The sequence below is a fragment of the Streptoalloteichus hindustanus genome, from assembly GCF_900129375.1.
GTDB lineage: Bacteria > Actinomycetota > Actinomycetes > Mycobacteriales > Pseudonocardiaceae > Streptoalloteichus > Streptoalloteichus hindustanus.
The window spans coordinates 222,290-248,130 of the sequence record NZ_FQVN01000008.1; the positions used below are offsets into that span (position 1 = coordinate 222,290).

General features: G+C 72.7%; 21 protein-coding genes and 1 other RNA gene. 12 read left to right on the plus strand and 10 right to left on the minus strand.

Annotated elements, in window-relative coordinates; genetic code table 11:
* Positions 1 to 100: 100 nt before the first annotated feature.
* From BUE43_RS24260 to BUE43_RS24270, 3 genes are read right to left on the minus strand one after another with little or no spacing between them, the layout of a single operon-like run.
* A complete protein-coding gene (locus BUE43_RS24260) occupies positions 101 to 2,284 on the minus strand; it encodes an ABC transporter ATP-binding protein (protein WP_073487253.1) in 2,184 nt (727 codons plus the stop codon).
* On the minus strand, positions 2,281 to 3,357 hold the full coding sequence (locus tag BUE43_RS24265; protein WP_073487256.1) for an ABC transporter permease: 1,077 nt from the start codon (positions 3,355 to 3,357) through the stop codon (positions 2,281 to 2,283). Before BUE43_RS24265 ends, BUE43_RS24260 begins: the two co-directional genes overlap by 4 nt.
* A 13-nt stretch (positions 3,358 to 3,370) precedes the next feature.
* Entirely contained in the window at positions 3,371 to 4,345 is a 975-nt protein-coding gene (locus BUE43_RS24270) for an ABC transporter permease (protein WP_073487500.1), read from the minus strand.
* A 457-nt stretch (positions 4,346 to 4,802) separates the two neighbouring features.
* Here BUE43_RS24270 and BUE43_RS24275 point away from each other — a divergent pair, with 457 nt between their 5' ends.
* The 5 genes from BUE43_RS24275 (at position 4,803) to smpB (ending at position 9,721) form a co-directional block, all read left to right on the plus strand.
* The gene (locus BUE43_RS24275) at positions 4,803 to 5,243 is read left to right on the plus strand and encodes a PadR family transcriptional regulator (protein ID WP_234995900.1); all 441 of its coding nucleotides are present in this window, start codon (positions 4,803 to 4,805) and stop codon (positions 5,241 to 5,243) included.
* Between the two features lie 1,008 nt (positions 5,244 to 6,251).
* A complete protein-coding gene (gene prfB, locus BUE43_RS24280; protein ID WP_200797660.1) occupies positions 6,252 to 7,361 on the plus strand; it encodes a peptide chain release factor 2 in 1,110 nt (369 codons plus the stop codon).
* Between the two features lie 188 nt (positions 7,362 to 7,549).
* Positions 7,550 to 8,239 (plus strand): cell division ATP-binding protein FtsE, encoded by a 690-nt coding sequence (ftsE, locus tag BUE43_RS24285; protein WP_073487260.1) that lies wholly within the window; start codon positions 7,550 to 7,552, stop codon positions 8,237 to 8,239.
* Between the two features lie 52 nt (positions 8,240 to 8,291).
* A complete protein-coding gene (gene ftsX, locus BUE43_RS24290) occupies positions 8,292 to 9,194 on the plus strand; it encodes a permease-like cell division protein FtsX (protein ID WP_073487262.1) in 903 nt (300 codons plus the stop codon).
* A 50-nt stretch (positions 9,195 to 9,244) separates the two neighbouring features.
* A complete protein-coding gene (smpB, locus tag BUE43_RS24295) occupies positions 9,245 to 9,721 on the plus strand; it encodes an SsrA-binding protein SmpB (protein ID WP_073487264.1) in 477 nt (158 codons plus the stop codon).
* On the opposite strand, the gene BUE43_RS24300 is transcribed toward smpB, so the two are convergent.
* From BUE43_RS24300 to BUE43_RS24310, 3 genes are all read right to left on the minus strand, one after another.
* A complete protein-coding gene (locus tag BUE43_RS24300) occupies positions 9,722 to 11,074 on the minus strand; it encodes an acyltransferase family protein (RefSeq protein WP_234995887.1) in 1,353 nt (450 codons plus the stop codon).
* Positions 11,075 to 11,414: 340 nt separating this feature from the next.
* Positions 11,415 to 12,056 carry a response regulator gene (locus BUE43_RS24305; protein WP_073487266.1) on the minus strand — a complete coding sequence of 214 codons (642 nt, stop codon included), beginning with the start codon at positions 12,054 to 12,056 and terminating at the stop codon, positions 11,415 to 11,417.
* Entirely contained in the window at positions 12,044 to 13,327 is a 1,284-nt protein-coding gene (locus tag BUE43_RS24310) for a sensor histidine kinase (RefSeq protein WP_073487268.1), read from the minus strand. Before BUE43_RS24310 ends, BUE43_RS24305 begins: the two co-directional genes overlap by 13 nt.
* A 314-nt stretch (positions 13,328 to 13,641) precedes the next feature.
* Here BUE43_RS24310 and ssrA point away from each other — a divergent pair.
* Positions 13,642 to 14,012, plus strand: a transfer-messenger RNA (tmRNA) gene (ssrA, locus tag BUE43_RS24315).
* A gap of 1,350 nt (positions 14,013 to 15,362) precedes the next feature.
* Here ssrA and BUE43_RS24320 read toward each other — a convergent pair.
* The 3 genes from BUE43_RS24320 to hrpB form a co-directional block, all read right to left on the minus strand.
* Positions 15,363 to 16,784, minus strand: a complete 1,422-nt coding sequence (locus BUE43_RS24320; protein ID WP_073487270.1) for a restriction endonuclease — start codon at positions 16,782 to 16,784, stop codon at positions 15,363 to 15,365.
* Between the two features lie 118 nt (positions 16,785 to 16,902).
* Positions 16,903 to 17,346, minus strand: a complete 444-nt coding sequence (locus tag BUE43_RS24325; RefSeq protein ID WP_073487506.1) for a 2-thiouracil desulfurase family protein — start codon at positions 17,344 to 17,346, stop codon at positions 16,903 to 16,905.
* Between the two features lie 4 nt (positions 17,347 to 17,350).
* On the minus strand, positions 17,351 to 19,828 hold the full coding sequence (hrpB, locus tag BUE43_RS24330; RefSeq protein ID WP_073487272.1) for an ATP-dependent helicase HrpB: 2,478 nt from the start codon (positions 19,826 to 19,828) through the stop codon (positions 17,351 to 17,353).
* A 98-nt stretch (positions 19,829 to 19,926) separates the two neighbouring features.
* Here hrpB and BUE43_RS24335 point away from each other — a divergent pair, with 98 nt between their 5' ends.
* The 4 genes from BUE43_RS24335 (at position 19,927) to BUE43_RS24350 (ending at position 23,182) form a co-directional block, all read left to right on the plus strand.
* Positions 19,927 to 21,264: an MFS transporter gene (locus BUE43_RS24335; protein WP_073487274.1), complete on the plus strand. Its 1,338-nt coding sequence runs from the start codon at positions 19,927 to 19,929 to the stop codon at positions 21,262 to 21,264.
* Positions 21,265 to 21,316: 52 nt separating this feature from the next.
* Positions 21,317 to 22,072, plus strand: coding sequence for an ESX secretion-associated protein EspG (locus BUE43_RS24340; RefSeq protein ID WP_073487276.1), 756 nt, complete (start codon positions 21,317 to 21,319; stop codon positions 22,070 to 22,072).
* A gap of 76 nt (positions 22,073 to 22,148) precedes the next feature.
* Positions 22,149 to 22,541 carry a hypothetical protein gene (locus BUE43_RS24345; RefSeq protein WP_073487278.1) on the plus strand — a complete coding sequence of 131 codons (393 nt, stop codon included), beginning with the start codon at positions 22,149 to 22,151 and terminating at the stop codon, positions 22,539 to 22,541.
* Between the two features lie 53 nt (positions 22,542 to 22,594).
* Complete coding sequence (locus BUE43_RS24350; RefSeq protein ID WP_073487281.1) at positions 22,595 to 23,182, plus strand: DUF3558 domain-containing protein; 588 nt, start codon at positions 22,595 to 22,597, stop codon at positions 23,180 to 23,182.
* Between the two features lie 312 nt (positions 23,183 to 23,494).
* Here BUE43_RS24350 and BUE43_RS33655 read toward each other — a convergent pair whose 3' ends face one another.
* Complete coding sequence (locus tag BUE43_RS33655; RefSeq protein ID WP_073487283.1) at positions 23,495 to 23,710, minus strand: hypothetical protein; 216 nt, start codon at positions 23,708 to 23,710, stop codon at positions 23,495 to 23,497.
* A gap of 823 nt (positions 23,711 to 24,533) precedes the next feature.
* Here BUE43_RS33655 and BUE43_RS34365 point away from each other — a divergent pair.
* Together BUE43_RS34365 and BUE43_RS24360 are read left to right on the plus strand one after the other, a co-directional pair.
* Positions 24,534 to 24,695, plus strand: a complete 162-nt coding sequence (locus tag BUE43_RS34365) for a hypothetical protein (RefSeq protein WP_159447783.1) — start codon at positions 24,534 to 24,536, stop codon at positions 24,693 to 24,695.
* 123 nt (positions 24,696 to 24,818) lie between these two features.
* The gene (locus BUE43_RS24360) at positions 24,819 to 25,787 is read left to right on the plus strand and encodes a LysR family transcriptional regulator (protein WP_073487285.1); all 969 of its coding nucleotides are present in this window, start codon (positions 24,819 to 24,821) and stop codon (positions 25,785 to 25,787) included.
* The last annotated feature ends 54 nt before the right edge of the window (positions 25,788 to 25,841 follow it).

The window sequence follows — 25,841 nt, forward strand, 5'->3', positions numbered from 1 at the left end:
CCAGACGGGCCCGCGGGGTGTCCCCGCCCCGCGGACCACTGCGGCGCCAACCTAGGCGCGCGCCGTCGGCCCGGCAGGAGGTTGCGAGATCATTACCCGTTCAGACCACCCGGCGGACGGTCGTGAAGTGACAGGCGACCTCGTGGTCGGCGCCGCCGGCCCCGGGGTCCCGTTCGGCGCCGCCGGCCCGGTCGCCCTGCCGCTCCAGCGCCGGGTCCACCTCGACGCACCGGCGCCTGTCCTCGTCGGTCAGCGTCGCGTGCAGGAAGCACCGGGTGCGGAAGCGGCAGCCCGACGGCGGGTTCGCCGGGCTGGGCAGGTCGCCGGCGAGGATGATCCGCTCCCGCCGCCGCTCCTTCTCCGGGTCCGGGATGGGGATCGCGGACAGCAGGGCCTGGGTGTAGGGGTGGCCCGGGGTCTCGAAGACCGCGTCCACCGCGCCGATCTCGACGATGCGGCCCAGGTACATCACGGCCACCCGGTCGGCGATGTGCCGCACCACCGACAGGTCGTGCGCGACGAACAGGTAGGCGAGCCCGAGCTTGGCCTTGAGCTCGTCGAGCAGGTTGATGACGCCGGCCTGGACGGAGACGTCCAACGCGGACACCGGCTCGTCCAGCACGACGAGCCGGGGCTCCAGCGCGAGCGCCCGCGCGATCCCGATCCGCTGGCGCTGCCCGCCGGAGAACTCGGCGGGGTAGCGGTCGGCGTGCTCCGGCCGCAGCCCGACCAGCCGCAGCAACTCCGGCACGCGGCGGGCGATCCGCTGCCGGTCCTCGCCGTGCACCCGCATCGGCTCGGCCAGGATGTCGCCGACCGGCATCCTCGGGTCCAGCGAGGCCATCGGGTCCTGGAACACCACCTGGAGGTCCCTGCGCACCGCCTTCCGGCCCCGTCTGTCCAAAGTGGACACATCCTTGCCGAGCACGGCGACCGACCCGCCCGTCGGCGCCGCCAGACCGAGGATCTCCATCAACGTGGTGGTCTTGCCGCAGCCGGACTCGCCGACCAGGCCCAGCGTCTCGCCCTCGCGGATGTCGAAGGTGATGCCGTCCACGGCGCGGACCGTGCCCACGCGGCGCCGGAACACGGTGCCCTTGGTGACCGGGTAGTGCCTGACCAGCTCGCGCACGTCGAGCACCGTCGCGCGCTCGGCGCGCGGGACCCGGGCCACCTCGGGCTCGGGCACCTCGGCCTCGACCTCGTAGACGTCCTCCGGAGCGGCGTCGACCCTCGCGATCTCCCCGACCCGCACGCAGGCGGCGTGGTGCGGCGTTCCGGTGGTGGCGGCGTCGGAACCGACGTCGGGCACGGCGAGCAACGCCGGCTCCTCCGTCAGGCACTCCGGAACCGCCATGGGACACCGGGGCGCGAACGGACAGCCCGGCGGCAGGTCCACCAACGACGGCGGCTGGCCCTCGATCGGCACCAGCGGCTGCTTCCCCTCGGCGTCCAGCCGGGGCAGCGCGCCGAGCAGGCCGAGGGTGTAGGGCATGCGGGGGCGCCGGTAGATCTCGTCGACCGGGCCGGTCTCCACCGCCCTGCCTGCGTACATGACCATCAACCGGTCCGCGAAGCCGGCCACGACGCCCAGGTCGTGCGTGATGAGCACGATCGCGGCGCCGGTGACCTCCTGCGCGGTCTTGAGCACCTCCAGCACCTGCGCCTGCACGGTGACGTCCAGCGCGGTCGTCGGCTCGTCGGCGATGATCAGGTCGGGGTCGTTGGCGATCGCCATCGCGATCACCACCCGCTGCCGCATCCCGCCGGAGAACTCGTGCGGGAACGCCTTGGCGCGCTCCGCGGCGTGCGGAATCCCCACCAGGTCCAACAACTCGACCGCGCGCCGGGCCGCCGCGCTCCGGGAGACCCGCCCCCCGGCGTGCACCAGCACGGCCTCCGCGATCTGCTCGCCCACCGGGAAGACCGGGGTGAGCGCGGACAGCGGGTCCTGGAACACCATGGCCACCCGGTCCCCGCGGACGCGGGACAGCTCCACGTCGGACAGCCCGAGCAACTCCCTGCCCCGGAACCGGATCGAGCCAGAGACGCGGGCCGTCGGCGGCAGCAGGCCCATCACCGCCATCGAGGACACCGACTTGCCGGAGCCGGACTCGCCCACGACGCCGAGCACCTCGCCGGCGCGCACCTCGTAGCTCAGGCCGCGCACGGCCCGCACCCTGCCGGCCTCGCTCGGGAAGGAGACCGTGAGGTCGCTGACCGCCAGCACGGGACCGTCGGCGTCCGACGGGCTGGGGTCGAGAAGGGTGTCGGCGGCGGTCATCCGGCGCTCCCGTCGGTGCTCTGTGGACGGTCGGACGGCGTGGTGGACGGCTTGGCGGACGAGGTGGTGGCCGGAGCGGCGGACGGCGCGGCGGAGGCCGTGGCCCCGGCGCGTCGCCTCCTCGGCTCCCGCCGCCGCGCCCTGGTCGACGTGGGGTCGAGGGCGTCCCGCAGGCCGTCGCCCACCCAGTTCACGGACAGCACCGTCAGGACGAGGAAGCCGCCGGCGAACAGGAACATCCACGGGAACGTGAACGCGGCGCGGGTGCCGGTCGCGATCAGCGTGCCCAGCGAGACGTCCGGGGGCTGCACGCCGAAGCCGAAGTAGCTCAGCCCCGTCTCGGCCAGCACCGCGGCGCCCACGTTGACGGTGGCGTCGATGATGAGCAGGGACGCCATGTTGGGCACGATGTGCCGCAGGATGATCCGCAGCGGCGACTGGCCCATGAACCGCGCCGCCTTCACGAACTCGCGCTCCTTCAACGTCATCGTCATGCCGCGGACGATGCGCGCGGTGATCATCCAGCCGAACAGGGCGAGCAGCACCACGAACAGCAGCCACGACTTGCCGCGGAAGGCGGGGCTGGCGATCGAGATGATCAGGAACGACGGCAGCACGAGCAGCAGGTCGACCAGCCACATGAGAATCCGGTCCACCCAGCCGCCGAAGTACCCGGCCGTCGCCCCCACCAGGGAGGCCAGCGCCGTGGAGATCACGCCGACGAGCAGGCCGATGGTCAGCGACTTCTGCAGGCCGCGCATGGTCTGCGCGAAGACGTCCTCGCCGATCTGCGTGGTGCCGAACCAGTGGTTCCCGCCCGGCGGCCGCAGGAAGGCCGTGTAGTCCTGCTGCTGGTGGTCCCACGGCGCGAACAACGGGGACAGGAAGGCCATCGCGTAGAGCGACGCGATCGCGACCATCCCCACCAGCGCCAGCCGGTTGCGCAGGAACCGGCGCAGGACCAGCCGGCCCCGGGTGAGCGTCCGGCCCGGTTCGACCGCGGCGTCGACCGGGCCGCCGGCCGCCGCCCCGGACGTTCCCGCGGAGTCGGTGTCCTTGAGCGTCACGGACATGGTCCCTCCCCCCTCACACGCGGACGCGCGGGTCCAGCGCGGCGTAGAGCACGTCGGACAGCCAGCCGGAGACCAGCACCAGCACCGCGACGAACAGGGTGACCGTGGCGACGATGTTGGTGTCCTGTTGCTCCACCCCGTACACGAGCCAGTCGCCCATGCCGAACCAGCTGAAGATGCGCTCGGTGAACACGCCGCCGGTGACCAGCAGGCCGAAGCCGAACGCGAACAGGGTGGCCATCGGGATCAGCGCGGTGCGCAGGCCGTGCTTGAACAACGCCTTGCGCCGTGTCAGGCCCTTAGCCTGCGCGGTGCGGAGGAAGTCACTGCCCAGCACGTCCAGCATCGCGCTGCGTTGGTAGCGGCTGTAGTAGGCGATCTGGTGCAGCGCGATGGCCAGTGTCGGCAGCACGAGATGTCGCAGTCGGTCCAGCAGGGCGGCGATCCAGCCGCCCTGGAAGCTCGGGTCCGTCTCGCCGGTGAAGTACAGGACTGTCACGCCGACTGTCTCGTTGAGCCGCAACGCCCCGAACTTCAGCAGCGTGCCGACCAGGAAGACCGGTGTGGACAGGACGAGGAACGAGAACAGGGTCGCGAAGTAGTCGCTGAACCGGTACTGCCGGACCGCGCTCACCACGCCGACCACCACCCCGAGCGAGACCCCGAGGATCGTGCCGAGCAGGAACAGCCGCAGGCTCACGCCCACGCGCCGGCCCAGCTCGGCGCTGATCGGCTGGTCGGTGACGGTGGAGCCGAAGTCGCCCCGCACCACACCGGACATCCAGATGACGAAGCGCTGCGGCACCGGCTCGTCCAGGCGCAGGTCCCGGCGCTTGGCCTCGATCGTGCTCGCCGGCGGCGGCGGGTTCCGCTCGTTCAGCTTCGCCAGCGGGTCGAAGGTCAGCGACGCCAGGGTGAAGGCGAGGAAGGTCGCTACCAGACACAGCACGACGTAGTTGGCCAGTCGGCGCAGCAGGAAACCGGCCACGTCCGCCACCTCCACGGTCCGTCACGGCGGGTCGTCTACCAGCCGGAAAGCCCCGCACGTCGGGCCGGCCCGCAGAATCACCCGGTGAGGTTAATGTCACAGTCCGCGTCCGCGGGTAGGGCCGATCGGGGGGAAAGCCGGCCCGTCCGGCCACGGCCGCGCCGACGCCTCCGCCCCGTCCTCCCGGGACGCCGCGGCCACCGATGACCAGCGGGGGGCCGGCGCCGGTGGACGCGGAGCGCTTTCAGTTGGGCACACACCGTATGCGACAAGTGGTGGCCGACGAACGTGGGTGTCCGGTCCGCCGGTTGGCGCAACCTCGTCCAACCACTGTGGACACACCGGCCGACCACTGTGGACAGCCGAGGAAAGCCGTGGCACCGTGGGAAACGTGACCGAGCCGAACACGCTGAACGCCACCGCCGCGGCCCTGCTGGGCCTGCTGCACGAAGGTCCGATGACGGGCGGGCAACTCGTTGCCGCGGCCACCGAGCGGTTCGGCGGCTTCTTCAGCGTCACCCGCAGCCAGGTGTACCGCGAGCTGCCCGCGCTGGCCGACGCCGGCCTGCTCCGCCTGGGCAAGCAGGGCCCGCGCTCCAGCCAGCAGTACGTGATCACCGCGGCTGGCAAGCGCGCCTTCAAGAACTGGCTGGCCGCCGAGCCGGGCCCCGACCAGCTCCGCAGCCCGCTCATCCTGCGGCTGGTGCACGCCGGCAGCCTCAGCCCGAAGCAGCGCGTCGCGCTGGTGGACTCCGCCCGCGCCGCCTACACCGCCAAGCTGGACGAGGCGAAGGCCGCGGCCAAGGCGCTGGAGGACCCGTACGCCAAGGCGGCGGCGGACTTCACCGTGGCGCACATCCGCGCGGTGCTGAAGCTCCTGGACGCCGTCAGCAAGTGAGCCCGGGGCGCGGGGCGGCCACCGGGCTCGCTCCGCGTCGCTCTCCGGATCGCTGTTCCACGGCGACTTGCCCTGCCGTGCGCGCGGCGGCGGTTCGACCGTGGTGTCGGTTCGTCCGGCACCGTCGGTGCCGCGCCGCCGCGTCGTGTCGCTCGGGTCGTCTCACTCGTGTCATGTCGCTCGTGTCATGTCACTGTGCTGCGCCGTGTTGTTGTGTGGCTGTGTCGCACCGCGACAGTGTGCGTGAGGCCGGTCCACGGCTCGGGACTGGCTGTCGCGCAGGCTTTCCCGGGGTTACCGGAGTGTCGCTCGTGGAGGATTCGCGGACAGCGGCTGGGTCGTGTTCAGGACTGGCGGGGCGTGCTTCGTCGGTCCTGATTGCCTCCCGCGATGCCAGCGGTGCTTTTCCCGGCCGCTGATGGCAGCGTTTCGGCGCTCTTTGACAGTGTTCGCGGGGCGGCTGTCCACGTCGGTCAGTGGCCGGTCGGCGATTTCCGGTTCAGTCGCCTGAGCCGGCGGTCGGTTGTTCGCTCTGCCCGCTGACCGTCTTTCTTCTGCGGGCGCCGCCGGTCACGTGGTCGGTGCGGTGTCGTCTTCGGCCGGTCGTGTCGCTGCGGTGGACGTCCCTGGTGTCTGCGCGGTGTCTGTTCGCGGGCGCGGTCGAACGGGGTTGCTGTGGCTGCCTCTGGCTCGACTGTGCTTGTGCGTCTCGGGCCGCACTCGTCTGTGTCTGTCTGGGCTTGGCTGTGTTCATCTGTGTTCATCCACAGTCACCCGATTTCCTCCACAGGCGACGAGCGGTCGCGTGGCCGGGCGCTTGATCGGCGGTAGGCTGGAGCGGGGCTCGCCCCCCAGGGCGGGTGGGGGCTGTCTCGGAGATGGGGAGGCCCCCGGGGACGGACGGGCGCGTGGCGGGTGTCGGCGGAGGCGGACCTCGGGCGCGGCCGCGCCGGTCGGTGCCGCCATCCCCCGGTCGGAGTTGGCGCGACTCACGTACCCTTGAGTGTTGTGAACCCGGACGTCGCCGCTGCCATCAAGGACCTCTCCGCCACGCTGACCAGCGTCGAGGCGGTGATGGACCTCGCGAAGCTGGCCGCTGACGTCGAGGCGCTGGAGGCCGAGGCCGCCCGCCCCGACCTGTGGGACGACCAGGAGAACGCGCAGAAGGTCACCAGCCGGCTCTCCCACAAGCAGGGCGAGCTGCGCCGGGTGACCGACCTCCGGCAGCGCCTCGACGACCTGGAGGTCATGTACGAGCTCGCCGAGGCCGAGGGCGACGCCGACATGGTCGCGGAGGCCGACGCCGAGCAGGCCAAGCTCCGCGACGAGATCTCCTCGCTCGAGGTGCGCACCCTCCTCTCCGGCGAGTACGACGAGCGGGAGGCACTCGTCACGCTCCGCGCGGAGGCGGGTGGCGTCGACGCCGCCGACTTCGCCGAGATGCTCATGCGCATGTACCTGCGCTGGGCCGAGCGGCACGGGTACGCGGTGGAGGTCTACGACACCTCCTACGCCGAGGAGGCCGGCATCAAGTCGGCCACCTTCCGGATCAAGGCGCCCTACGCCTACGGCACCCTGTCCGTCGAGCAGGGCACCCACCGGCTCGTGCGCATCTCGCCCTTCGACAACCAGGGCCGCCGGCAGACCTCGTTCGCCGGCGTCGAGGTGATCCCGGTCGTCGAGCAGTCCGACCGCGTCGACATCGACGAGAAGGAACTGCGGATCGACGTCTACCGCTCCTCGGGCCCCGGCGGCCAGGGCGTGAACACCACCGACTCGGCGGTGCGCATCACGCACATCCCGACCGGCATCGTGGTGTCCTGCCAGAACGAGCGCTCGCAGCTGCAGAACAAGGCGACCGCCATGGCGGTGCTGCAGGCCAAGCTGCTGGAGCGGCAGCGGCAGGAGGAGCAGGCCAAGATCGACGCCCTGAAGGGCGACGGCGGGTCGAGCTGGGGCAACCAGATGCGCTCCTACGTGCTGCACCCGTACCAGATGGTCAAGGACCTGCGCACCGAGCACGAGGTGGGCAACCCCACCGCGGTGCTCGACGGCGACATCGACACCTTCCTCGAGGCCGGCATCCGCTGGCGGCGGCAGCTCCAGGGCCAGTCCTGACCCTGATCCACCGCGCGTGACCGGTCACGCTCCGTTCACTCAGTCAGTGGTTTGGTCACGGACGGGTACGGAGCGGTGACCGGTCGCGTGCGGCGAAGTGGTCACAGGGTGATGACATCCGCCCTGTCGGCTTGACTCGGGTGGGCGAGGCGGGGTCCTCCGTTTGGTCGCAGGTAGACTCGCGCCTCGTGATCCGGCTCGAACACGTCACCAAGGTCTACAAGACCTCGACCAGGCCCGCGTTGCAGGACGTCTCCGTGCGGATCGACAAGGGCGAGTTCGTGTTCTTGATCGGTCCGTCCGGGTCCGGCAAGTCCACGTTCCTGCGCCTGCTGCTGCGCGAGGAGGTGCCCACCAAGGGCGTCGTCGAGGTCGCCGACTGGGACGTGGCCAAGCTGCCGCGTCGGCGCGTGCCGAAGCTGCGCCAGCGCATCGGCTGCGTGTTCCAGGACTTCCGGCTCCTGCAGAACAAGACGGTCGCCGAGAACGTGGCGTTCGCCCTGGAGGTGATCGGCAAGCCCCGGCCCACCATCCGCAAGGTGGTGCCCGAGGTGCTGGAGCTGGTCGGCCTGGAGGGCAAGGCGGACCGCATGCCGCACGAGCTCTCCGGTGGCGAGCAGCAGCGGGTGGCCATCGCCCGCGCGTTCGTCAACCGGCCGCTGGTGCTGCTGGCCGACGAGCCGACCGGCAACCTGGACCCCGACACCAGCCAGGACATCATGCTGCTGCTGGAGCGGATCAACCGCACCGGCACGACGGTGCTGATGGCCACCCACGACCACTCCATCGTCGACTCGATGCGCCGCCGCGTGGTCGAGCTGCAGCTCGGCAAGGTCACCCGCGACGACAGCCGCGGCGTCTACGGCGTCGGCCGCTGACGCCGAGGTCCGCGAGCTCCCCCGCCCCCGATCTCTGAGGAACCCTCCCCCGATGCGCGCCAGTTTCGTGTTCAGCGAGGTCATCACCGGTCTGCGCCGGAACGTGACGATGACCATCGCGATGATCCTGACGACCGCGATCTCGCTCGGCCTGCTCGGCGGTGGCCTGCTCGTCGTCCGGCTGATCGACAAGATGGACGACCGCTACCGGGACAAGGTCGAGGTGTCGGTCTACCTCAACAACGACGTCAGCGCGACCGACAAGACGTGCAGCAAGGACCCGTGCGCCGGGCTCCAGCGGGCGCTGCAGGCCAACTCGAACGTCGAGGCGGTCGCGTTCGAGAGCCGGGACGCGGCCTTCGACCGGTTCAAGCGGATCTTCGAGGGCAACCCCGAGCTGGTCGAGCTGGCCCGGCCGGAGGCCCTGCCCTCCTCGTTCCGGATTAAGCTGAAGGACCCGCAGCGCTTCAACGCCATCAACCAGGAGTTCAGCGGCAAGCCGGGCGTGCAGCGCGTCGTCGACCAGGGCGAGTTCCTCAAGCGCCTGTTCAACGTGCTCACCGGCGTGCGCAACGCGACCTTCGTGATCGCCCTGTTCCAGGCGCTGGCCGCGTTGTTGCTGATCTCCAACACGATCCAGCTCTCCGCGTTCACGCGGCGGACGGAGGTCGGCATCATGCGGTTGGTGGGGGCGACGCGCTGGTACACCCAGCTGCCGTTCCTCATCGAGGCCGTGGTCGCCGGGCTCATCGGCGCCCTGGTCGCCGTCGGCATGCTGTTCCTGGGCAAGGCGACCTTCCTGGACAAGGTGCTGGAGTCGCCCATCCAGGCGGGGATCGTGCCGAAGCTGGGCATGGCCGACGTGGCCTACGTGTCGCCGATCCTGGTCCTCGTCGCGACCGTCGTCTCGGCGATCACCGGTTACGTCACGCTGCGCCTCTACGTGCGGCTCTGAGCCGCGCGTCAGGATGAAAACCGCTGGTCGAAGCACGTAGAGTCGGTGGCATGGTCAGGGAACGCGGGCACAAGGTGATCGTGACGAACCGCAAGGCGCGTCACGACTACGCGGTGCTGGACACCTACGAGGCCGGCCTCGTGCTGGTCGGCACCGAGGTGAAGAGCCTGCGCGCCGGCCGCGCCTCCCTGGTCGACGCCTTCGCCACCGTCGACGACGGCGAGGTGTGGCTGCGTGGCGTGCACATCCCGGAGTACGACCAGGGCACGTGGACCAACCACGAGCCCCGGCGCAACCGCAAGCTCCTGCTGCACCGCAACGAGATCCTGCGGCTGATCGGCAAGACCAAGGAGTCCGGGCTGAGCCTGGTACCGCTGTCCCTGTACTTCAAGGACGGCAAGGTCAAGGTCGAGCTGGCGCTGGCGAAGGGCAAGAAGTCCTACGACAAGCGGCAGGACCTGGCGAAGCGGGACGCCCAGCGGTACATGGCCAAGGCGGTCGGGCGGGCGGCCAAGGGCCGGCGCTGATCACGCCCGGCCCCCGCCGCGCCGCCCGACCAGCGCCACCCCGCCGACGACGGCGGCCACCCACACCAGGGGGCCCTCGACCAGCTCCGCGGTGAGGCCGGGCGCGGTCGCCGGGGCGAACCCGCCCGCGGTCAGGCCGAGCAGGCCGGCGGCGACCAGCGCGGTGCCCGCGGCGACCGGCCACACCCGGTGCTCCGGTCGGAACGGCCGCTCCCGCTCGAACCTCGTGAACAGGGCGAGCAGCGGGCGCAGCGTGAGGGCCAGCAGCGCGACCCACGGCAGGAGCCCCGCCAGCCAGCCGGGGCTGCCCGGGGCGGGAGTGGCGACGCCGATCCCGAGGACGAGCACGCCGGCCACCGCGGTCAGCGCCGTCATGTGCCACAGGTAGACGGTCATCATGCGGGGCGCGGCCCAGCGGAGCGCGGCGGCCACCGGCCGGCGGGCGGTGAGCCGGAGCAGCAGCGGGCGGACGAGGGCGACCAGGCCGAGCTGGCCGGCGGTCAGCGCGAGCAGGCAGGCGGTGGGCGGGGCCATGTTGGACGTGGCGGCGCCGGGCAGCCCGATCATGCTCGTCGGGTAGGGGCCGAAGGCCACCATCAGCGCCAACAGGCCGTACCCCGTCACGCAGAGCAGCAGACCCTGCCACGCGGTCGGCGTGAGCGGCGTGCGCCGGGAGCCGTAGGCGATGCCGACCTGGTGGACCGCACCCCACACCAGCAGCACGTTGACGAACGCGAGCTCGGGCGGCAGGTCCCCGAACAGGCCGAACTGCACGCCGTCGACCAGCAGCGCGCCGCCGGCGAGGACGGCGAGCACCGACAGGCCCGACTGGTCGTGCCAGCGCACCGCCAGCGGGGTGAGCGCGACCGCGCCCAGGTAGGCGACCAGGAACCACAGCAGCTGCGGGACGATGCCGGCGGCCAGCCGGACCGGCTGCTCCGGCGCGCCGAGCGTCAGCAGCAGGTGGGGGAGGGGCACCCAGACCGCGGCCAGCGGCAGCACCGGCAGGGCGAGCCGCCGCACCCGGCGGGCCAGCCACTCCGAGGCCTGCCCGCCCCTGGCCCGGTGCCGGCGGTAGGAGATGGCGTTCGCCGCGCCGCCTGCGAAGAAGACGAGGGGCATCACCTGGGTCACCCAGGTCACGGCCCACCACCCGGGGCTGCTCAGCGCGTTGCCCGCGATCAGCTCGGTCCCGTCGAAGGCGAGCACCGGCAGCAGCCAGTGCTGGATGACCACGAGGGCCAGCGCTCCGGTGCGGAGGACGTCGACCAGCGGGTCGCGGGCGGTGCCGACGGGGGCTGTCGTCCGGGTCGGTGGGTTCGCGGCGAGCGCTTCGCGGGGCAGGGTCTGCACGTGGACAACCCTGTCCGGAAAGTGATCCGGAAACACGCCCGCCAGCGCCCGTTTCCGCTGGTGAGCCTGCCTGGGGGCGGATGGTGGAGGTAGCCCCACCCCGAGACGCGCGATCGGGCTAGGGGTCGGTCTCAGGGACGAGTGGGCCGGACCACGGGACGGGGCGCGGCGGGCGCCTTCGGTCTTGCCGGGCCCAGGACGGGGGACGAGTTGTCCACAGGCAGCCCAGTTGTCCACAGCCCAGCGTGAGGTGCTTTCACGCCGGGTGTGGGGTGGATAGGCTGGAGCAGGGCTCGCCCCCCAGGGCGGGTGGGGGCTGACCTGAGGAAGCCCGGAGACGTCAGCTGTGGCTGAGGTAGGTGAGGACGGCCCGCACCCGGCGGTGCTCGTCCGAGGTCGGCTCCAGGTTCAGCTTGGCGAAGATGTTGCCGATGTGCTTCTCCACCGCGCCGTCCGAGACGACCAGGCCCCGGGCGATGGCCGTGTTCGAGCGACCCTCCGCCATCAGCCCGAGGACCTCCAGCTCGCGCGGGGTCAGCGCGTCCAGCGGGTTGCGCCGCCGCCCGAGCAGCTGCGAGATCACCTCGGGGTCGATCGACGTGCCCCCGTCGGCCACCCGCTGCACGGCGTCGACGAAGTCCGCCACGTCGGCCACCCGCTCCTTGAGCAGGTAGCCCACCCCCGCCGCGCCGGAGCCGATCAGCTCGATGGCGTAGTGCTCCTCCACGTACTGCGACAGCACCAGGACCGACGTGCCAGGGAACCGCTTCCGCGCCTCCAGGGCCGCGCGCAGGCCCTCGTCCCGGAACGTCGGCGGCATCCGCACGTCGACGATCGCCAGGTCGGGACGGTGCTCGTCCAGGGCCGTCAACAGACCGGGACCGTCGCCGACAGCGGCGACGGTCTCGATCCCCTCGTCGGCCAGCAGTCTCTCGACGCCAGCCCGCAGCAGGACGGAATCCTCTGCGATCACCACACGCAAGGCAGCTCCGCACGGATCTTGGTCGGCCCGCCCGGCGGGCTGTCCACGGTCACGACGCCGTCAATCGTCGCAGCCCGGTCCGCCAGCCCGGCGAGCCCCCCTCCCGGCCGCGCCGTCGCCCCGCCCCGCCCGTCGTCGAAGATCTCCACGTAGACCTTGTTGGTCGCGCCCAGCACCGTGATCGCGGCGGTCGTCGCCTCGGCGTACTTCGCCACGTTCGTCAGCGCCTCGGCCACCGTGAAGTACGCGATGCTCTCCACCGCGGCCGGCGGCCGCTGCGGCAGCTCGACCGTGACGTGCACGGGCACCGGGCAGCGTGCGGCCAGCGCGGACAGCGCCGCGTCCAGTCCCCGGTCGGCGAGCACCGCCGGGTAGATGCCGCGGGCCAGGTCGCGCAGCTCGGCGATGGCCTGCTTCGCCTCGACGTGCGCCTCCTCGATGAGCTCCCGAGCGCCGCCCGGGTCCTTGTCCAGCTTCGCCTTGGCCCGGCCCAGGTCCATCGCCAACGCCACCAGCCGCTGCTGGGCGCCGTCGTGCAGGTCCCGCTCGATGCGCCGGCGCTCCGCCTCCGCGGCGTCCACGCCCCGCGCCCGGCTGGTCTGCAGGTGCTCAGCCCTCGCGGCGAGCTCGGCGGCCTTCGTCGGCCGCAGCAGCGAGTGGGCGAGGGACCGGTGCCCCGTGGCCACCTTGCGCCCGAGGTAGACGGTGAGCAGCAGCATCGCCGCGCCGAACACGGACCACGGCAGCGCCTCCGCCGTCGAGTCGACGAACACCGCGCCGACGCTCTCCCCGAAGTAGAAGAGTGTGGCCGTGCCGTCGGGCAGGAACCGGAACCACACCGGCAGGGTCAGGAAGCCCAGCGACATCGCCCACAGCGCGACGACGAGGACGAACTCGATGATGCTCAGCGGGAACAGCAACACCAGGTAGGCGAGGTCGCGCCAGGTCGCCGGGTCGGCCATCAGGGCCCGCGTCCTGACGAACAGGCCGCCCGACGGCAGCGGTCGGTACGGGGACGGGACGTCCAGCCCCACGCCGCGCAGGCGCAGCCGCTCGAACTGGGCCCCGCCCCGCCAGACGACCATGGTCATGGCGAACAGGGGCACGCCCACCCAGACGATCGTCGTTCCCGCGCTCAGGACGATCAGCGGCAGCAGCAGGCAGAACCAGAACACACCGATCGGAAAGCTGAGCAGCAGATAGGCGAGGGCCGCGAGCGCGCTCGGTCGACTGGACGCGCTTCGCTCCGTCGGTGCTGTGGTGTCGGTCATGACCCCCGTGGTCCTCCCCATTCGTGTGCTGACCGGGTAAGCATCCCCGGTCGGAGGGAGTGGACAACATCGTGCTCACTGCCGGCCCCGGGGTGGGGCTGTCCCCACCCCCTGCCGGACGGCGCCGGCGACCTGGCCCGTGTGACGGGAGGCACCGGGCGGGTGGCGAGGCGCTCCGGTCGGCTGGGAAGACGTCGCCCACCTCGGGCGTTGCGCCACGTGGAGCCGGCGGACGACCTGGGACGACGGCGTCACCCGCAAAGGGAATGATCCCGGGGAGCTCAGACGTTATGCTGGTGTCCGATCCACGACAGGGGGGTGAACGGTTTCGACTCCGTACGTTGAGTCAGGGGAAGCGTGCCGGTGCAGGCAGGAGACCACCGCAAGCGTCGCTGCACACTGATAAGCGCCAACAAGAGTCGCGCTGACTTCGCCCTCGCCGCCTGAGGTTAGGTAGCGAAGTTGTCGGCCCGGGAGAGCCTCCGACCCGGTGTCCGGCATCATTGAGGAGGCTCCACCGTCAGGTTCGGTCGCGGGACCTGGCGGGACACTCACAGCGACTGGGCCCGTCACACCGGCTTGTCCGCAGGACCGGTGGGGCCGAGTAGAGGCAGAGCGGACTGCGCACGGAGAAGCCCTGATAAGGCGACGGAGGACGCGGGTTCGATTCCCGCCACCTCCACGGGCGACGGGCGACCCTGTCCACGGAAAGCGTGGACCGGGGTCGCCCGTCGCATTTTGGGGGGCCGAGCCCCCCAGACCCCCCACGGTGCGAGCTCCTCGCGACCCGGCCTGGTTGGCTTTCGTCTCACCAGCGCCTGTTTCGACTGGGGTGGGTTCCTCGGGCTTCGCCCTGGAACCCTCGTGCTCGCGGTGGCGTGGGGCCACCGAGGGCTTCGCCCCGGTGGCCTCGTTCACGGCTTAGGTGAACTGACCGGGAGCTTTGCCCCGGCGTCTTTCTCATACGTCTCCGCCTTCAGCCCGTTGCCCTCTTGGCTGGGGGCTGCTTCGAGCTTTTCTTGGCCGGTGGGGCCGCCGAGGGCTTCGCCCCGGCGGTCTCTTGGTCCTGACAGCTGTCTTCGCTGCTCATTCCCTGCATTGCCTGGTGAGGGCTTGGGTGGCTGATGCCACCGAGGGCTTCGCCCTCGTGGCCTGGTTCGCGGCTTAGGTGTTGCCCCGTCTTGGCTGCCGCTTCCCTCATTGCGTGCTGAGGGCTTGGGTGGCTGTTGGGCTTTCCTGGGCATTGGGATGGGTGGGGCCACCGAGGGCTTCGCCCTGGTGGCCTGACGCACAGTTGTGGGGCCGGGAATGACGGGCTCGTTCTGGGACGTGCCTCATGTGGCTATGGGTGTCCGGCTTGCTGTCCTGGCCCTCGGGCTTCGCGTCGGGCTGGATTCTTTCGGCTTGGTTCTCGGCGGGTGAGTTGTGCCCGGTCGAGGTGAGGGGGTCTCTCAGTCGGCCCGGCGTGCGTCTCTGGGGCCGGGGAGCAGCAACTGGCGGTTGGGTTCCGCGCGTGGTTGAAGAGGGATCGTGGCGGTTGGGGGCGGGCTTTCGTGAGATTGCCTGGTGAGAGGTGCTGTCAGGGGCTTGGCGCTGTGGGTTGTTGTGGGGGCGTCGCTTCGAGCTGGGCTCTGATTGATCACCTGGGGTGGCTTGGTTTCTTTTCCTGATAGGGGTTTTTGAGTTCGCTCCTGCGCTGGGATCCAGCCCTTGCCGTGCTACCTGTGTGGTCGAGGACACTTTCGTTCCGGCGTGCCGATTCGGTGGGTGTGCTTTTGGCGTTGCTCCACTGGCCGGATGGACGAGGTGGGACGGGCCGGGCGGCTGATGCCGGGGGTGTTGGGGGCCGCGCATGCTGGTGGTGTTGCCGGTTTCGGGGCCGGCGGTTTTGGGGAGATGGCCTCCGCCTGCTCATCCCCGCACGGGGGTGGGGGTGGGCAGGCGAGCAGGCCGTCGGCCGGGTGATGACCTGGTCTGGGAAGCCCTCGACGCTTGTGGCCCGCGTGCCTCGGGCCCGTGATTTCCTGCTGCTCGGTCAGTTGGTGGAGAGGCCGGTCAGCGCGACTCCCAGGTGGCGGAGGGCGATGTCGCGCAGCGCGTCGCCTTCCAGGAGGCGTAGGCGGGGGTCGTGGGCCGCGTCGCGGTGGAGGGCGAGGGGGAACCAGGTGGTCGTGGCGAGCACCGCGTGATCCAGGGCGTGTTCGCCCATGGTGGTGCGGACTGGTTCGAGTGCGTGCGTCGGAGTCGGACCGCGGTCGCGCCGGACCGCCACCAGGCATCGCTCCCATCCGGTGTCCGTGGGCAGCTCGCCGGTCGCCGTCACCTGGACGGGGTCGGCGCCGCACGACGTCCAGCCCCGCAGGCCGGCGGCGACCCACAGGCGGCGGGCGAGCTGGGCGAAGCCCTCGGGGGAGAGCTGGCTGACGTCCGTGGCGGGCCCGCCGCCCTGGGGCGGCTCGGCGTGCGGTGGGAGATCCACGAGGGGGCGCACGGGTTCCGCGGGATCCGGGGAGACCACGCCACCCAGGGCGCGGAGCCAGCGAACCGGGTCGCCCACGACGATGCTGCGCTCGAAGTCAGCCTGCTCGGTGGCCACGCTCGCCAGGTGGACGCGACCGTCGCGGCCGGTCATCGCGTCGCGCCTGGTCAGCTCGCCGTTCACCGCGACGCTGGCGAGCACCCCGTCGTGGTCGGCCAGGAACAGCTCGCGGACGACCCGGAGCACGACGGCCGCGAGCAACTCCGCGTAGCGGGTGCGGAGGTCGGCTTCGGGCCGGGGCACCGCGGCGACCCCGCGTCGCCCCCGGTCCGGGCGGAACGCGGCCACCGGGGGGATCACCTCGGGTGGCGGCAGGGGCCACGACACGACCAGTCGGCGCGCCGCCGGCTGGTAGCGCATCGCCACGGCGGCGCTGGGGATGCCCACCGGCCAGGACGAGCAGCGCAGGAGGCGGGCGAAGTAGTTCCGCACCGCGTCGGGTTCGCCCGCTGCGACGCGTGCCGCGAGGCCGCGCAGCCCCGCGTGCTGTTCCCGGAGCTGGTCGCGGAGCACCCGGGTGCGCTCGCTGTGGGCGCGGCGGGCGGCGGCGAGGGCGAGCTGGCGTTGGTGTTCGGCGGCGATCTGGTCGGCCTGGGCGCGGGCCTGTTCGTGCTCGGCGGGGTGGGCGGGTGTCCGGCGGCGGGTGAGCCGTCGGAGGAGGCCGTGGTCGTGGGGTTCGGCGTGGTCTGACGGTGGTGTCGGCCCGGCCAGCGCTCCGGGGGCGAAGGGGTGCAGCTCGCCGGGGTGCAGGAGGAGATCCAGGCCGACGCCGGCGGGGTGGCGCATCGCCGCCCGCAGCAGCCCGGCCAGCTCCGCCTCCCGGGCGGCGACGCGCGCGGTCAGCCGGTCGGCGAGCGCCTGCCGCTCGGCCCAGCTCCGTCGTCGTCCGGTCCTGGCCGCCTCCGGGTCCGCGCTCATCGAGCCTCCCGCGCTCCATCGCACCGCGTGTGAAAGCTAGGGAGGCCGCGTGGCCGTGACGAGGGGGATCACCCGTCCGCTCACGGCTTTTCGCTCGACGAGACCTGCCGGGTCGGTGTCAGTGACCCGCCGGCGGGCGGACCTGGACGCCCTGCTCGCGCAGCAGCGCGGCGGTCACGCCCTCGCCGGGGACCGTGTGGCCCCGGAACTCCCCGTCGTAGATCGACTCGCTGCCGCAGCTCGGGCTCCGGTCGTGCAGCACGGCGGTGTCGACGCCGTGTCGTCGCACGACCTCCAGGGCGTGGTGGGCGCCGGCGACGAACTCCGCCGTGACGTCCTCGCCCGCGTCGTCGAGCACCCGGGCCCGGCCGGCGAGGACGTCCGCGCCGGCGCCCCCGACGATCTCCGCGGGCCGCCGGGGCGTGTTCAGCCCACCCGCCATCTCCGGGCACACGGCCACCGCCTCGCCCCGCTCGACCGCGGCGCGCAACTCCGGCACGGTCTTCGCGCGGCCGTCGTAGCGGCAGGGGACACCGGCGAGGCAGGCGCTGACCAGAATCACGACCTCATCCTCCCGGACGGGCGCGGCGGGCGGCGCCACGGTGGGCGGGCACCGTGCTCGGGTCCTCCGGCCACGCGTGCTTCGGGTAGCGGCCGCGCAGCTCGGACCGCACCTGCGGCCAGCCGGTCCGCCAGAACGAGGCCAGGTCGGCGGTGACCGCGACCGGCCGGCGCGCCGGGGAGAGCAGGTGCAGCAGCAGCGGGACCCGCCCGTCGGCGACGCGGGGCGTGGTGTCCCAGCCGAAGACCTCCTGCACCTTCACCGCCAGCACCGGTTGCTCCGCGTCGTAGTCGACGCGCACCCGGCTGCCCGAGGGGACCTCGATCCGCTCCGGCGCCAGCTCGTCCAGCCGGCTGGCCGCCGGCCAGGGCAGCAGCCGGCGCAGCGCGGAGCCGGCGTCGACCCGCTCCAGGTCGGCCCGGCGGCGGGCGGTCGCGAGCTCCGGCCCCAGCCAGCTCGCGATGGTGTCCGTCTCGGAGAGGAGCGCCGCGTCGTCCACCGCTGGCCACGGCGCGCCGAGCTGGCGGTGCAGGAAGGCCATGCGGTGCCGCAGGACGCGGGCCTCCTCGCTCCACCGGAGGAGGTCGAGCCCCTCGGCGCGCAGCCCGCGGATCAGGGCGTCGCGCACCGACGCCGGGTCGGGGTCCCGCAGCGGGCGGGCGACCAGGGTGATCGCGCCCAGCCGCTCGACGCGCCGGGCGACGACGTCCCCGTCCACCCAGTCCACTTCGTCCACAGTGGACAACAGGCTGGGCGCGGCGCGGCGGGCCAGTGCCTCGTCCGCGACCGCGGCGAGCCGCACCCGCCCGTGCGCCCGGCCCGGGTCGCGGTCGGCGACGGCCACCGCCAACCACTCCGCCTCGCCCAGGCCGGACCCGGGCGGCAGCTCCACGGCGGTCCCGCCGGCCATCAGGTACACGGCGGAGCCGGGCGCGCGGCGCCTGGCCAGCCGCTCCGGGTAGGCCAACGCCGCCACCAGCGCGGGGTCCTCGTGGCGGCGCGGTGTTCCGCCCACGAGCCGGGCGAGGCGCTCGGCCTCGCGCTCCCACCGGCGGGGCCGCTCGGCGCGCAGCGCGCGCACCGCCGCCGTGAGGTCGGTGCGGGTCGTGAGCGAGTCGTCGTCGAGCAGGGCGACCACCTCCGCCGCCGACCGCGGCCCCACCTCGGCCGCGCCGTCGACGAGCGCCCTGGCCAGCCGGGGGTGCAGGCCGAGCGCGGCCATCCGCCGTCCTCGGTCGGTGGCCGCGCCCGAGCCGTCCAACGCCCCGAGGGCGCGCAGCACCTCGCGCCCCGCCGCCAGCGCGCCCGCCGGCGGGGCGTCCCACCAGGCCAGGCCCTCGCCGTCCGGGGTGCCCCAGCAGGCCAGCTCCAGCGCCAGGCGGGTCAGGTCGGCGGTGCGGATCTCCGGCTCGGGGTAGCGCGGCAACGTCGCGTGCTCGTGTTCCGGCCAGCACCGGTAGGCGTGCCCCGGCGCCTCGCGGCCGGCGCGCCCCGCCCGCTGCTCGGCCACCGCGGCGGACACCCGCACCGTCGCGAGTCCGGCGAGGCCGCGGCGGTGGTCGACGCGGGGGACTCGGGCGAGGCCGGAGTCGACCACGGCACGCACCCCCGGCACGGTCAGGCTCGACTCGGCGACGGCGGTGGAGAGCACGACCCGGCGCCGAGGACCGGGGCGGAGCGCCGCGTCCTGGGCGGTGGTGGGCAGACGGCCGTGCAGCGGAAGCACGTCAACCCCGTCCAGGCCCGCCAGCCGCTCGGCCACGCGGCGGATCTCCGCGGCCCCCGGCAGGAACACCAGGACGTCGCCGTCCACTTCGGACAGAGCGGCGCGGACGGCGCGGGCCACGCACGCCTCCACCCGCTCGCCCCGCGCAGGCGGAATGTGACTGACCGCGACCGGGTGGGCGCGACCGTGCACGACCAGCGTGGGCGCCGGCGTGCTCTCCTGCGTGGAGCCGTCGGGTTCGCCCAGCAGCGCCGCCAGCCGGTCGGCGGCCACCGTGGCCGACGTCGCGAGGACGCGGAGGTCGGGGCGCAGCCCGGCGCGGGCGTCGAGCAGCAGCGCGAGTAGCAGGTCGGCGTCGAGGTGGCGCTCGTGGCACTCGTCGAGCACGACGACGTCGACCCCGGACAGCTCCGGGTCGGCCTGCAACCGCCGCACCAGCAGCCCCGAGGTGACGACCTCCACCCGCGTGTCCGGGGAGACCCGCCGCTCGCCGCGCACGGAGTAGCCCACGTCGCGGCCGACCGGCTGGTCCAGCAGATCAGCCATCCGGGTGGCGGCGGCGCGGGTGGCCAGCCGGCGCGGCTCGGCGACGACGACCCGTCCGGGTGTCGCCGCGGCCAGGGCGAGGGGCACGAGGGTGGTCTTGCCGGTGCCGGGCGGCGCGACGAGCACCGCCGTGCCAGAGTCGGTGAGCGTGGCGCTCACGTGGTCGAGGACGGCGCGGACCGGCAGGTCGGGGAGCGGGGGCAGGCGCATCGCCGGTCAGTCTGCCGGGTCGGGGCGACGGCCCCGACAACCAGCTTGCGATCCCCCTTATTCTTAGCGTGGCTAAGAATTGGACGGGGAGGCGACTGGTGACAGCGGCGACCGGGGCGCAGCCCCCCAGCACGGTGCCGACGTCCCGGCAACGGCTCCCCTACGAGGTGTGGGTGCTCGTCGCCGCCGGCTTCGTGATCGCCATCGGCTTCGGGGTCGTCGCGCCCGCCCTGCCCACCTTCGCCGCGAGCTTCGACGTCGGCGTCACCGCCGCGTCGGTCATCGTCAGCGTGTTCGCCGGCATGCGGCTGCTCTTCGCCCCGGTCAGCGGCCGGCTGGTGGCGTTCTTCGGCGAGCGCCCCATCTACATCGTCGGGCTGCTCATCGTCGCGGTCGCCACCGGCGTGTGCGCGTTCGCCCAGAGCTACTGGCAGCTCCTGCTCTTCCGCTCGCTGGCCGGCACCGGCTCCACCATGTTCACCGTCTCGGCGGTCGCGCTGCTGATCAGGGTGACCCCGCCCGCGCTGCGGGGCCGCGCCTCCGGCCTGTGGTCCACCGGCTTCCTCCTCGGCAACATCGCCGGCCCGCTGGTCGGCAGCGGCCTCGTCGAGGTCTCGCTGCGCACGCCGTTCCTCGTCTACGGGGCCACGCTGGTCCTCGCCGCCGCCCTGGCGTGGCTGCTGCTGCGCCGTTCCCGGCTCGCGGCCCCGGAGCGCGGCGACGGGCAGCCCGCCGTCACCGTGCGGAGCGCGCTGCGGCACCCGACCTACCGCGCCACGCTCGCCTCGAACTTCGCCTTCGGCTGGACGGTCTTCGGCGTGCGGGTCTCGTTGGTCCCGCTGTTCGTGGCCGCGGTCCTGCACCGCAGCGAGGGCCTGGCCGGGATCTCGCTGTCCGTCTTCGCCGTCGGCAACGCGTCGCTGCTGATCCTGTCCGGCCGGCTCGCCGACGCCCGGGGCCGCAGGCCGGTGGTGCTGGCCGGCCTGGCCGTCTCCGCCCTCGGCACGACCGCGCTCGGGTTCACCCACGAGCTGTGGACGTTCCTGGCGGCGTCGCTGGTCGCCGGCCTGGGCGCCGGGCTGGTCAGCCCGCCGCAGAGCGCGGCGGTCGCCGACATCGTCGGCGCGCGGGGCCGGGGCGGCCCGGTGCTCGCCGGGTTCCAGATGGCCGCCGACGTCGGCGCCATCCTCGGCCCGCTGGCCGCCGGTCTGATCGCCGACTCCCTGTCCTACCCGGCGGCCTTCGCCCTGACCGGCGCCATGTCGCTGCTCGCGATGCTGTTCTGGTGGCGGGCGCCGGAGACCCTGCCCTCCGCCGGCGGGGCGACCGAGCACGCCGCCGAGGACGCCTCTCCGGAGTGCGGCCGGCTGGATGAGGGGCCCGAGGTCCCCACGGGCGAGTCGCCCGGGGCCAACTCGCGGCTGACTGGTCGCTGATCGTCCTACTATCGTCACTCCCTGTCATCATTCGAGGTGGGGGGAACGTGCGATGTGGACGGAGTTGTCGCCGGCGGAGTTCAACGCCCTGTGGCGGCGGCTGGACCTCGGCGCGAAGCCGTTGGAGCTGAACGTCCAGGAGGTCGGGCGGACCGCCGACGAGGCCAGGAGCGCCTACCGCGACGCCTGGGGCCGGTTGGGCGAGCGCGGGCTCGTCACCGGGGACGACGTCGACGGCGGGCTCACGGACGCGTTGGTCACCCTGGCCAAGCCGACCGCCGCGGTGGACCTGCGGTGGGCCGTGGGCCCCGAGCAGGAGCTCCGCGGCCTGGCCACCGCCCGGGGGGAGTGGGCGGCGGTGGGCGCGTTGTCGGGCGGTCGGGTCTGGGTGGACAGCGTGCGCTCCGGCGCGTTCGTCCCCGCGCTGGTCGGGTTGATGGGCCCGACGCCCGCCGGCCCCGGCCGGACCGTGAGCGTCGCGGCGCCGGTGCTGGACGAGGCGGCCGCGGCGGCGGGGCCGTCCGGTCAGGGGTTCGAGTCGGCGTTGGTCTCGGCCGGTGTGCGGGGCAACGACGCGCGCACGTTGATGACGGTCATCGGCGCACAACGGCTGCGTGCCGGGCAACTCGGCGCGGCGTTGTGGGACCGCCTCGGCCGTCGACGGCGTGCACCCGGAGTGGTGAACGTGTTCGACACTGCTCAGGGACGTTATGCGATGTACGAACGCGCTGGGTATGTCACCGTCGCGGCCGCCGACGAACGGCGCATCACTGAACTGGTGCAGGAGCTGCTCCGCACGGTGGAATAACACCCGTTTCGCACCCGAGTGATCCAACTCACGCCAGACTCGGCACACCACCACTTCTGAGCGAAGAGGGGGGAACGTGAGCGAGTTTCTGAGCTTCACCGTACCCGGCATCGCCGCCGGGGCGCCGGCGGTGGGCGACGCCGCCGGCTCCGCGTGTGCGCCGCCCCGGCCGTCCGCCGGCGGCTTCACCATCCGCAAGGACCAGGCTCCGGCGCTGAAAGCCAAGTTCGAGGAAGCCATCGCCAAGCTGACTTACGGCAGGCGACAAGTCAGCAACATGGAGCGTCTCGATCCACTGGTGAACGAGGACGCGAGTGTCCGTTTCGCGGACAAGTTGAACGAGGCGGCTCTGGGAGAAAGCGGCTCCGCTCTTCGGGCGATCGACACTGCGATCATCGCGTACAACAGTGTGGTGGAGCAGATTGACAAGGCAATCGGGACCTATCGGCAGGCTGACGACGCTTTCTGAGGACTGTGAGAGAACACATGACGTGGCGGCGGGGAAGTCGACTTGTCGGGTTGATGGCATGTGCGTGGGCGCTCGCGGCGTGCGGGGTCTCCGCCACCGGGGTCCCGAGAGCGGTGACAAGCGCACCCACGACCAGCGCGGCCGGGGGGGACGGTTCGTCGACGACCAATGCGCCCTCCAGCGGAGGGGGAAAACTCGCGCCGCGAGTCGCCCAGCCGAAGAACCTTCGCGGGCTGGACCCGTGCGAGCAGCTGCTCACGCCGCAGCAACGCGCGGAACTCACCTTCACGAAGGCGGGCGAGAAACTGCCGCCGAGTCACGGGATGGAAGGCTGTCAGCTGTTCAGCAGCGATCTCGGCATCATTTTCACGGTGAACGCAAACCGTGATGGGCTGGAGGAGGCTTACCGGAACCGGAAGCGGATAACCGGTTTCCGGGAGGTTCAGGTCGACGGCTACCCGGGAATTCGTTCGGCGCCGAGTGAGTTGAGCTGTCGCCTTCTGCTGGGCGTCGCGGACGACCAGGACCTCGCCATCGACTTCACCCGGGTGGGAAGCAGGAAGCCGGAGCACCGGGACCCGTGCGCGTTCACGGAGACGATCGCGCGGATGGTGTTGCCGAACCTGCCAGAGGGACGCTGAGCTGGGTGAGGGGGGAGTGCTCGTGTCGTGGTTGGACACGCTTTTCGGTTCGGGGACGAACTGGGACGGCATTAGTCACCGCGAGATCAATGAGATGTTCGCCGACGCCAGGAGCGCGGGGCTCGATCGAGCCCACGTGGCGTTCGTCGAGGGAACCGCGGACCCGTTCGGTGAGGCGGCGCACCTGGTCGCCAAGGCTCTGGAAGAGGCTGGCGCCATCTGGGAGGGCGCGGCGGCCGAATCCATGCGGGACGGGGTCGCACCGCTCGTCCAGCACGCACTGGCAGCCAAGGAGCACGCGGTCGCCGTCACTCAGGTCACCTTGGAGCAGCGGGAGCTGCTGTCGCAGGTCAAGAGGGCCCTGCCGGAGCCGGTCGAGGTGCCGTCGGTGACGGCGCGGTTGGGGTCGTTGGGGGAGTTCGTCCGGCAGCGGGTTGACCAGGAGATCGCGGAGGCGCGGGCGAGGGAGGCGGAGGAGGCGGCGCGGGACATCGCGCGGTCGTACTCGACCTCGACGGAGGCGAACATCGCGTCGTTGCCGGTGTTCGAGGAGGCCCCGTGGGTGACCAGCGAGGTCAGTTCGACGGGGTCCGGGCAGACGACCTCCTGGGACTACCGGTGGCCGGGGGACCGCAAGGGTGGTGGTGGGAACACGGTCCTGAGTGACGACGGGGCGACCACCAGGGGTGGTGGCGCGGTGACCGGCGTTGCGTGGCATTCCGGCCCGGAGCCCGGCGGCCAGGGTGGCGGTGGCGCCGGTGGTGGTTCGGGCTCCGGTGGCGGGGCCGGAACGGGCGTCGCCGGCGCCGGTGGCGGCACCGGGGCCGGTGGCGGTGGTGCGGGCGGCTGGACCGGGGGTGGTCCCGGCGGGGGAAGCGCCAGGAATCCTTGGCGAGAGGTGCCAGGTCCCGTGCCCCGGAGAGTGGGGAGCGCTGACATTCCCTGGCGTGAGATGCCGCGGCGCGGTGGTGCCGGTGGACAGTCCGGGGGCGCCGGCGGTGGGTCGGGCGTGGGACGGCAGTCAGGTGGGCCCGGGCGTCTCCCGGGGGCAGGCGGGGCGACGGGACGTCCCGGAGCCGGGGGTGGTGGTTCCTGGGGCGGCGGTGCTGGTCGCGGCGCGGGCGTCGGGGGCTTCGGGCCGGCGGGTGGTGCCGGAGGAGTGGGCACTGGGGGTTTCGGACCGCGTGGCGGGGGTCCTGGCCCTGGGGCGGGTGGCGGGTTCGGGCCGCCGGGCGGTGGTTTCGGGCCGGGGAGCGGGAGCGGCGTCGGCGGGTTCGGTCCGGCGGGCGGAGCGGGTGGGCCTGGTCAGGGTGGCCGGCCGGGGTCGGCTGGCCCGGCCGGGATGGGTGGCATGGGCGGCGCGGGGCACGGCGCCGGGGGCGGCAGGGGAGAGGACCGGGAGCACCAGCGGCCCTCGTACCTGGAGGAGGACGAGGACGTGTGGTTGGACGGGATCGACAAGGTCCCGCCGCCGGTGATCGGGGAGCGGCCCCCGCGCGACGCCGGGCGGTGAGGTCCGCTCGGTCGTCGTCCCAGGGCTGCGCGGAGGTGTTCGGTCAGCGGACATCTCGTGCTGGTTCGATCAGGAACGCCGAACCGGCTTGTCCGTTCGCCCCGAGTAGGCCATAACTGGCCTGTGTCGTTGGAGATCCGACACCTGCGCGTGCTGCAGGCGATCGCGGAAACGGGCAGCCTCACCCAGGCGGCGGCCCGGCTCGGCCTCACCCAGCCCGCGTTGACCTCGCAGCTCAAGCGGATCGAGCGGACGATCGGCGGCAAGCTCTTCGAGCGGACCAGGACCGGTGTGCGGCCCACGCCCTACGGGCAGGTCGTGCTGTCCGCGGCGCGCGGCGTGCTCGTCGGCATGGACCACCTCAACTCGCTGCTGCGGCAGAACAAGGACGACGGCGGCACCGCCGTCCTGCGGATCGGCACGGTGGGCACGCGGCTCACCGCGAGGTGGGCCGAGCTGCTGGAGGAGCAGCTCAACGGCATGGCGGTGCGCATCCGCACCGGGAGCACCTCGCGGTCGTTGGTGCGCCTGCTGGCCGGCGACCAGCTCGACGCCGCCGAGGTGCACGAGGTGCCGGGGTACGAGCTGGTGTGGCCGGAGGGCGTGGCGCACCGGGTGTTGCAGCCCTTCGAGCCGATCCACGTCGCGCTGCACCGCGCGCACCGGCTCGCGCACGTCGACGCCGTTCCGCTCACCGAGCTGGCGTGCGAGCGGTGGGCGCTGGAGCCGCCGGACGAGACCGGTATCCACGGCGCGTTCCTCGCCGCGTGCGCGGCCGCGGGGTTCACGCCGCAGATCCACCACAACGTCTCCAGCTCGCTCGCGGCCAGCCACGCCGTGCAGGCCGGGGTCGCGGTGACGTTGTGCCTGGCCACCTCGCGGGAGAACGCGTCGATGGTGGTGCGCCGGCTCGTCGGCGACCCGATCTGGGTGCGCAGGGTGGTGGGCTGGCGGACCGTGCTGCCGGAGCGGGTCGCGCGGGCGGTGCGGCGCGCGGTGGTGCAGGCGTATCTGGAACAGGTGGACAACAACCCCTGTTACGCACGGTGGTTCGCGGACCGGCCAGAGCTTCGTCCGGAAGTGGTCGACTAGCCCGAACGGCGGGCAGTCGGCCGGGCTTCGGAGGTGACCAACCCAACGACGGGT

Bases quoted from the DNA above. Each gene is read 5' to 3' on its own strand.
- BUE43_RS24260 (WP_073487253.1), bottom strand. From the start codon at position 2,284: ATGACCGCCGCCGACACCCTTCTCGACCCCAGCCCGTCGGACGCCGAC.
- BUE43_RS24265 (WP_073487256.1), bottom strand. From the start codon at position 3,357: ATGTCCGTGACGCTCAAGGACACCGACTCCGCGGGAACGTCCGGGGCG.
- BUE43_RS24275 (WP_234995900.1), top strand. From the start codon at position 4,803: ATGACGGGCGGGCAACTCGTTGCCGCGGCCACCGAGCGGTTCGGCGGC.
- ftsX (WP_073487262.1), top strand. From the start codon at position 8,292: ATGCGCGCCAGTTTCGTGTTCAGCGAGGTCATCACCGGTCTGCGCCGG.
- smpB (WP_073487264.1), top strand. From the start codon at position 9,245: ATGGTCAGGGAACGCGGGCACAAGGTGATCGTGACGAACCGCAAGGCG.
- BUE43_RS24310 (WP_073487268.1), bottom strand. From the start codon at position 13,327: ATGACCGACACCACAGCACCGACGGAGCGAAGCGCGTCCAGTCGACCG.
- BUE43_RS24320 (WP_073487270.1), bottom strand. From the start codon at position 16,784: ATGAGCGCGGACCCGGAGGCGGCCAGGACCGGACGACGACGGAGCTGG.
- hrpB (WP_073487272.1), bottom strand. From the start codon at position 19,828: ATGCGCCTGCCCCCGCTCCCCGACCTGCCGGTCCGCGCCGTCCTCGAC.
- BUE43_RS24340 (WP_073487276.1), top strand. From the start codon at position 21,317: ATGTGGACGGAGTTGTCGCCGGCGGAGTTCAACGCCCTGTGGCGGCGG.
- BUE43_RS24350 (WP_073487281.1), top strand. From the start codon at position 22,595: ATGGCATGTGCGTGGGCGCTCGCGGCGTGCGGGGTCTCCGCCACCGGG.
- BUE43_RS33655 (WP_073487283.1), bottom strand. From the start codon at position 23,710: ATGTTCGCCTCCGTCGAGGTCGAGTACGACCGCGCGATGTCCCGCGCC.
- BUE43_RS34365 (WP_159447783.1), top strand. From the start codon at position 24,534: ATGGGCGGCGCGGGGCACGGCGCCGGGGGCGGCAGGGGAGAGGACCGG.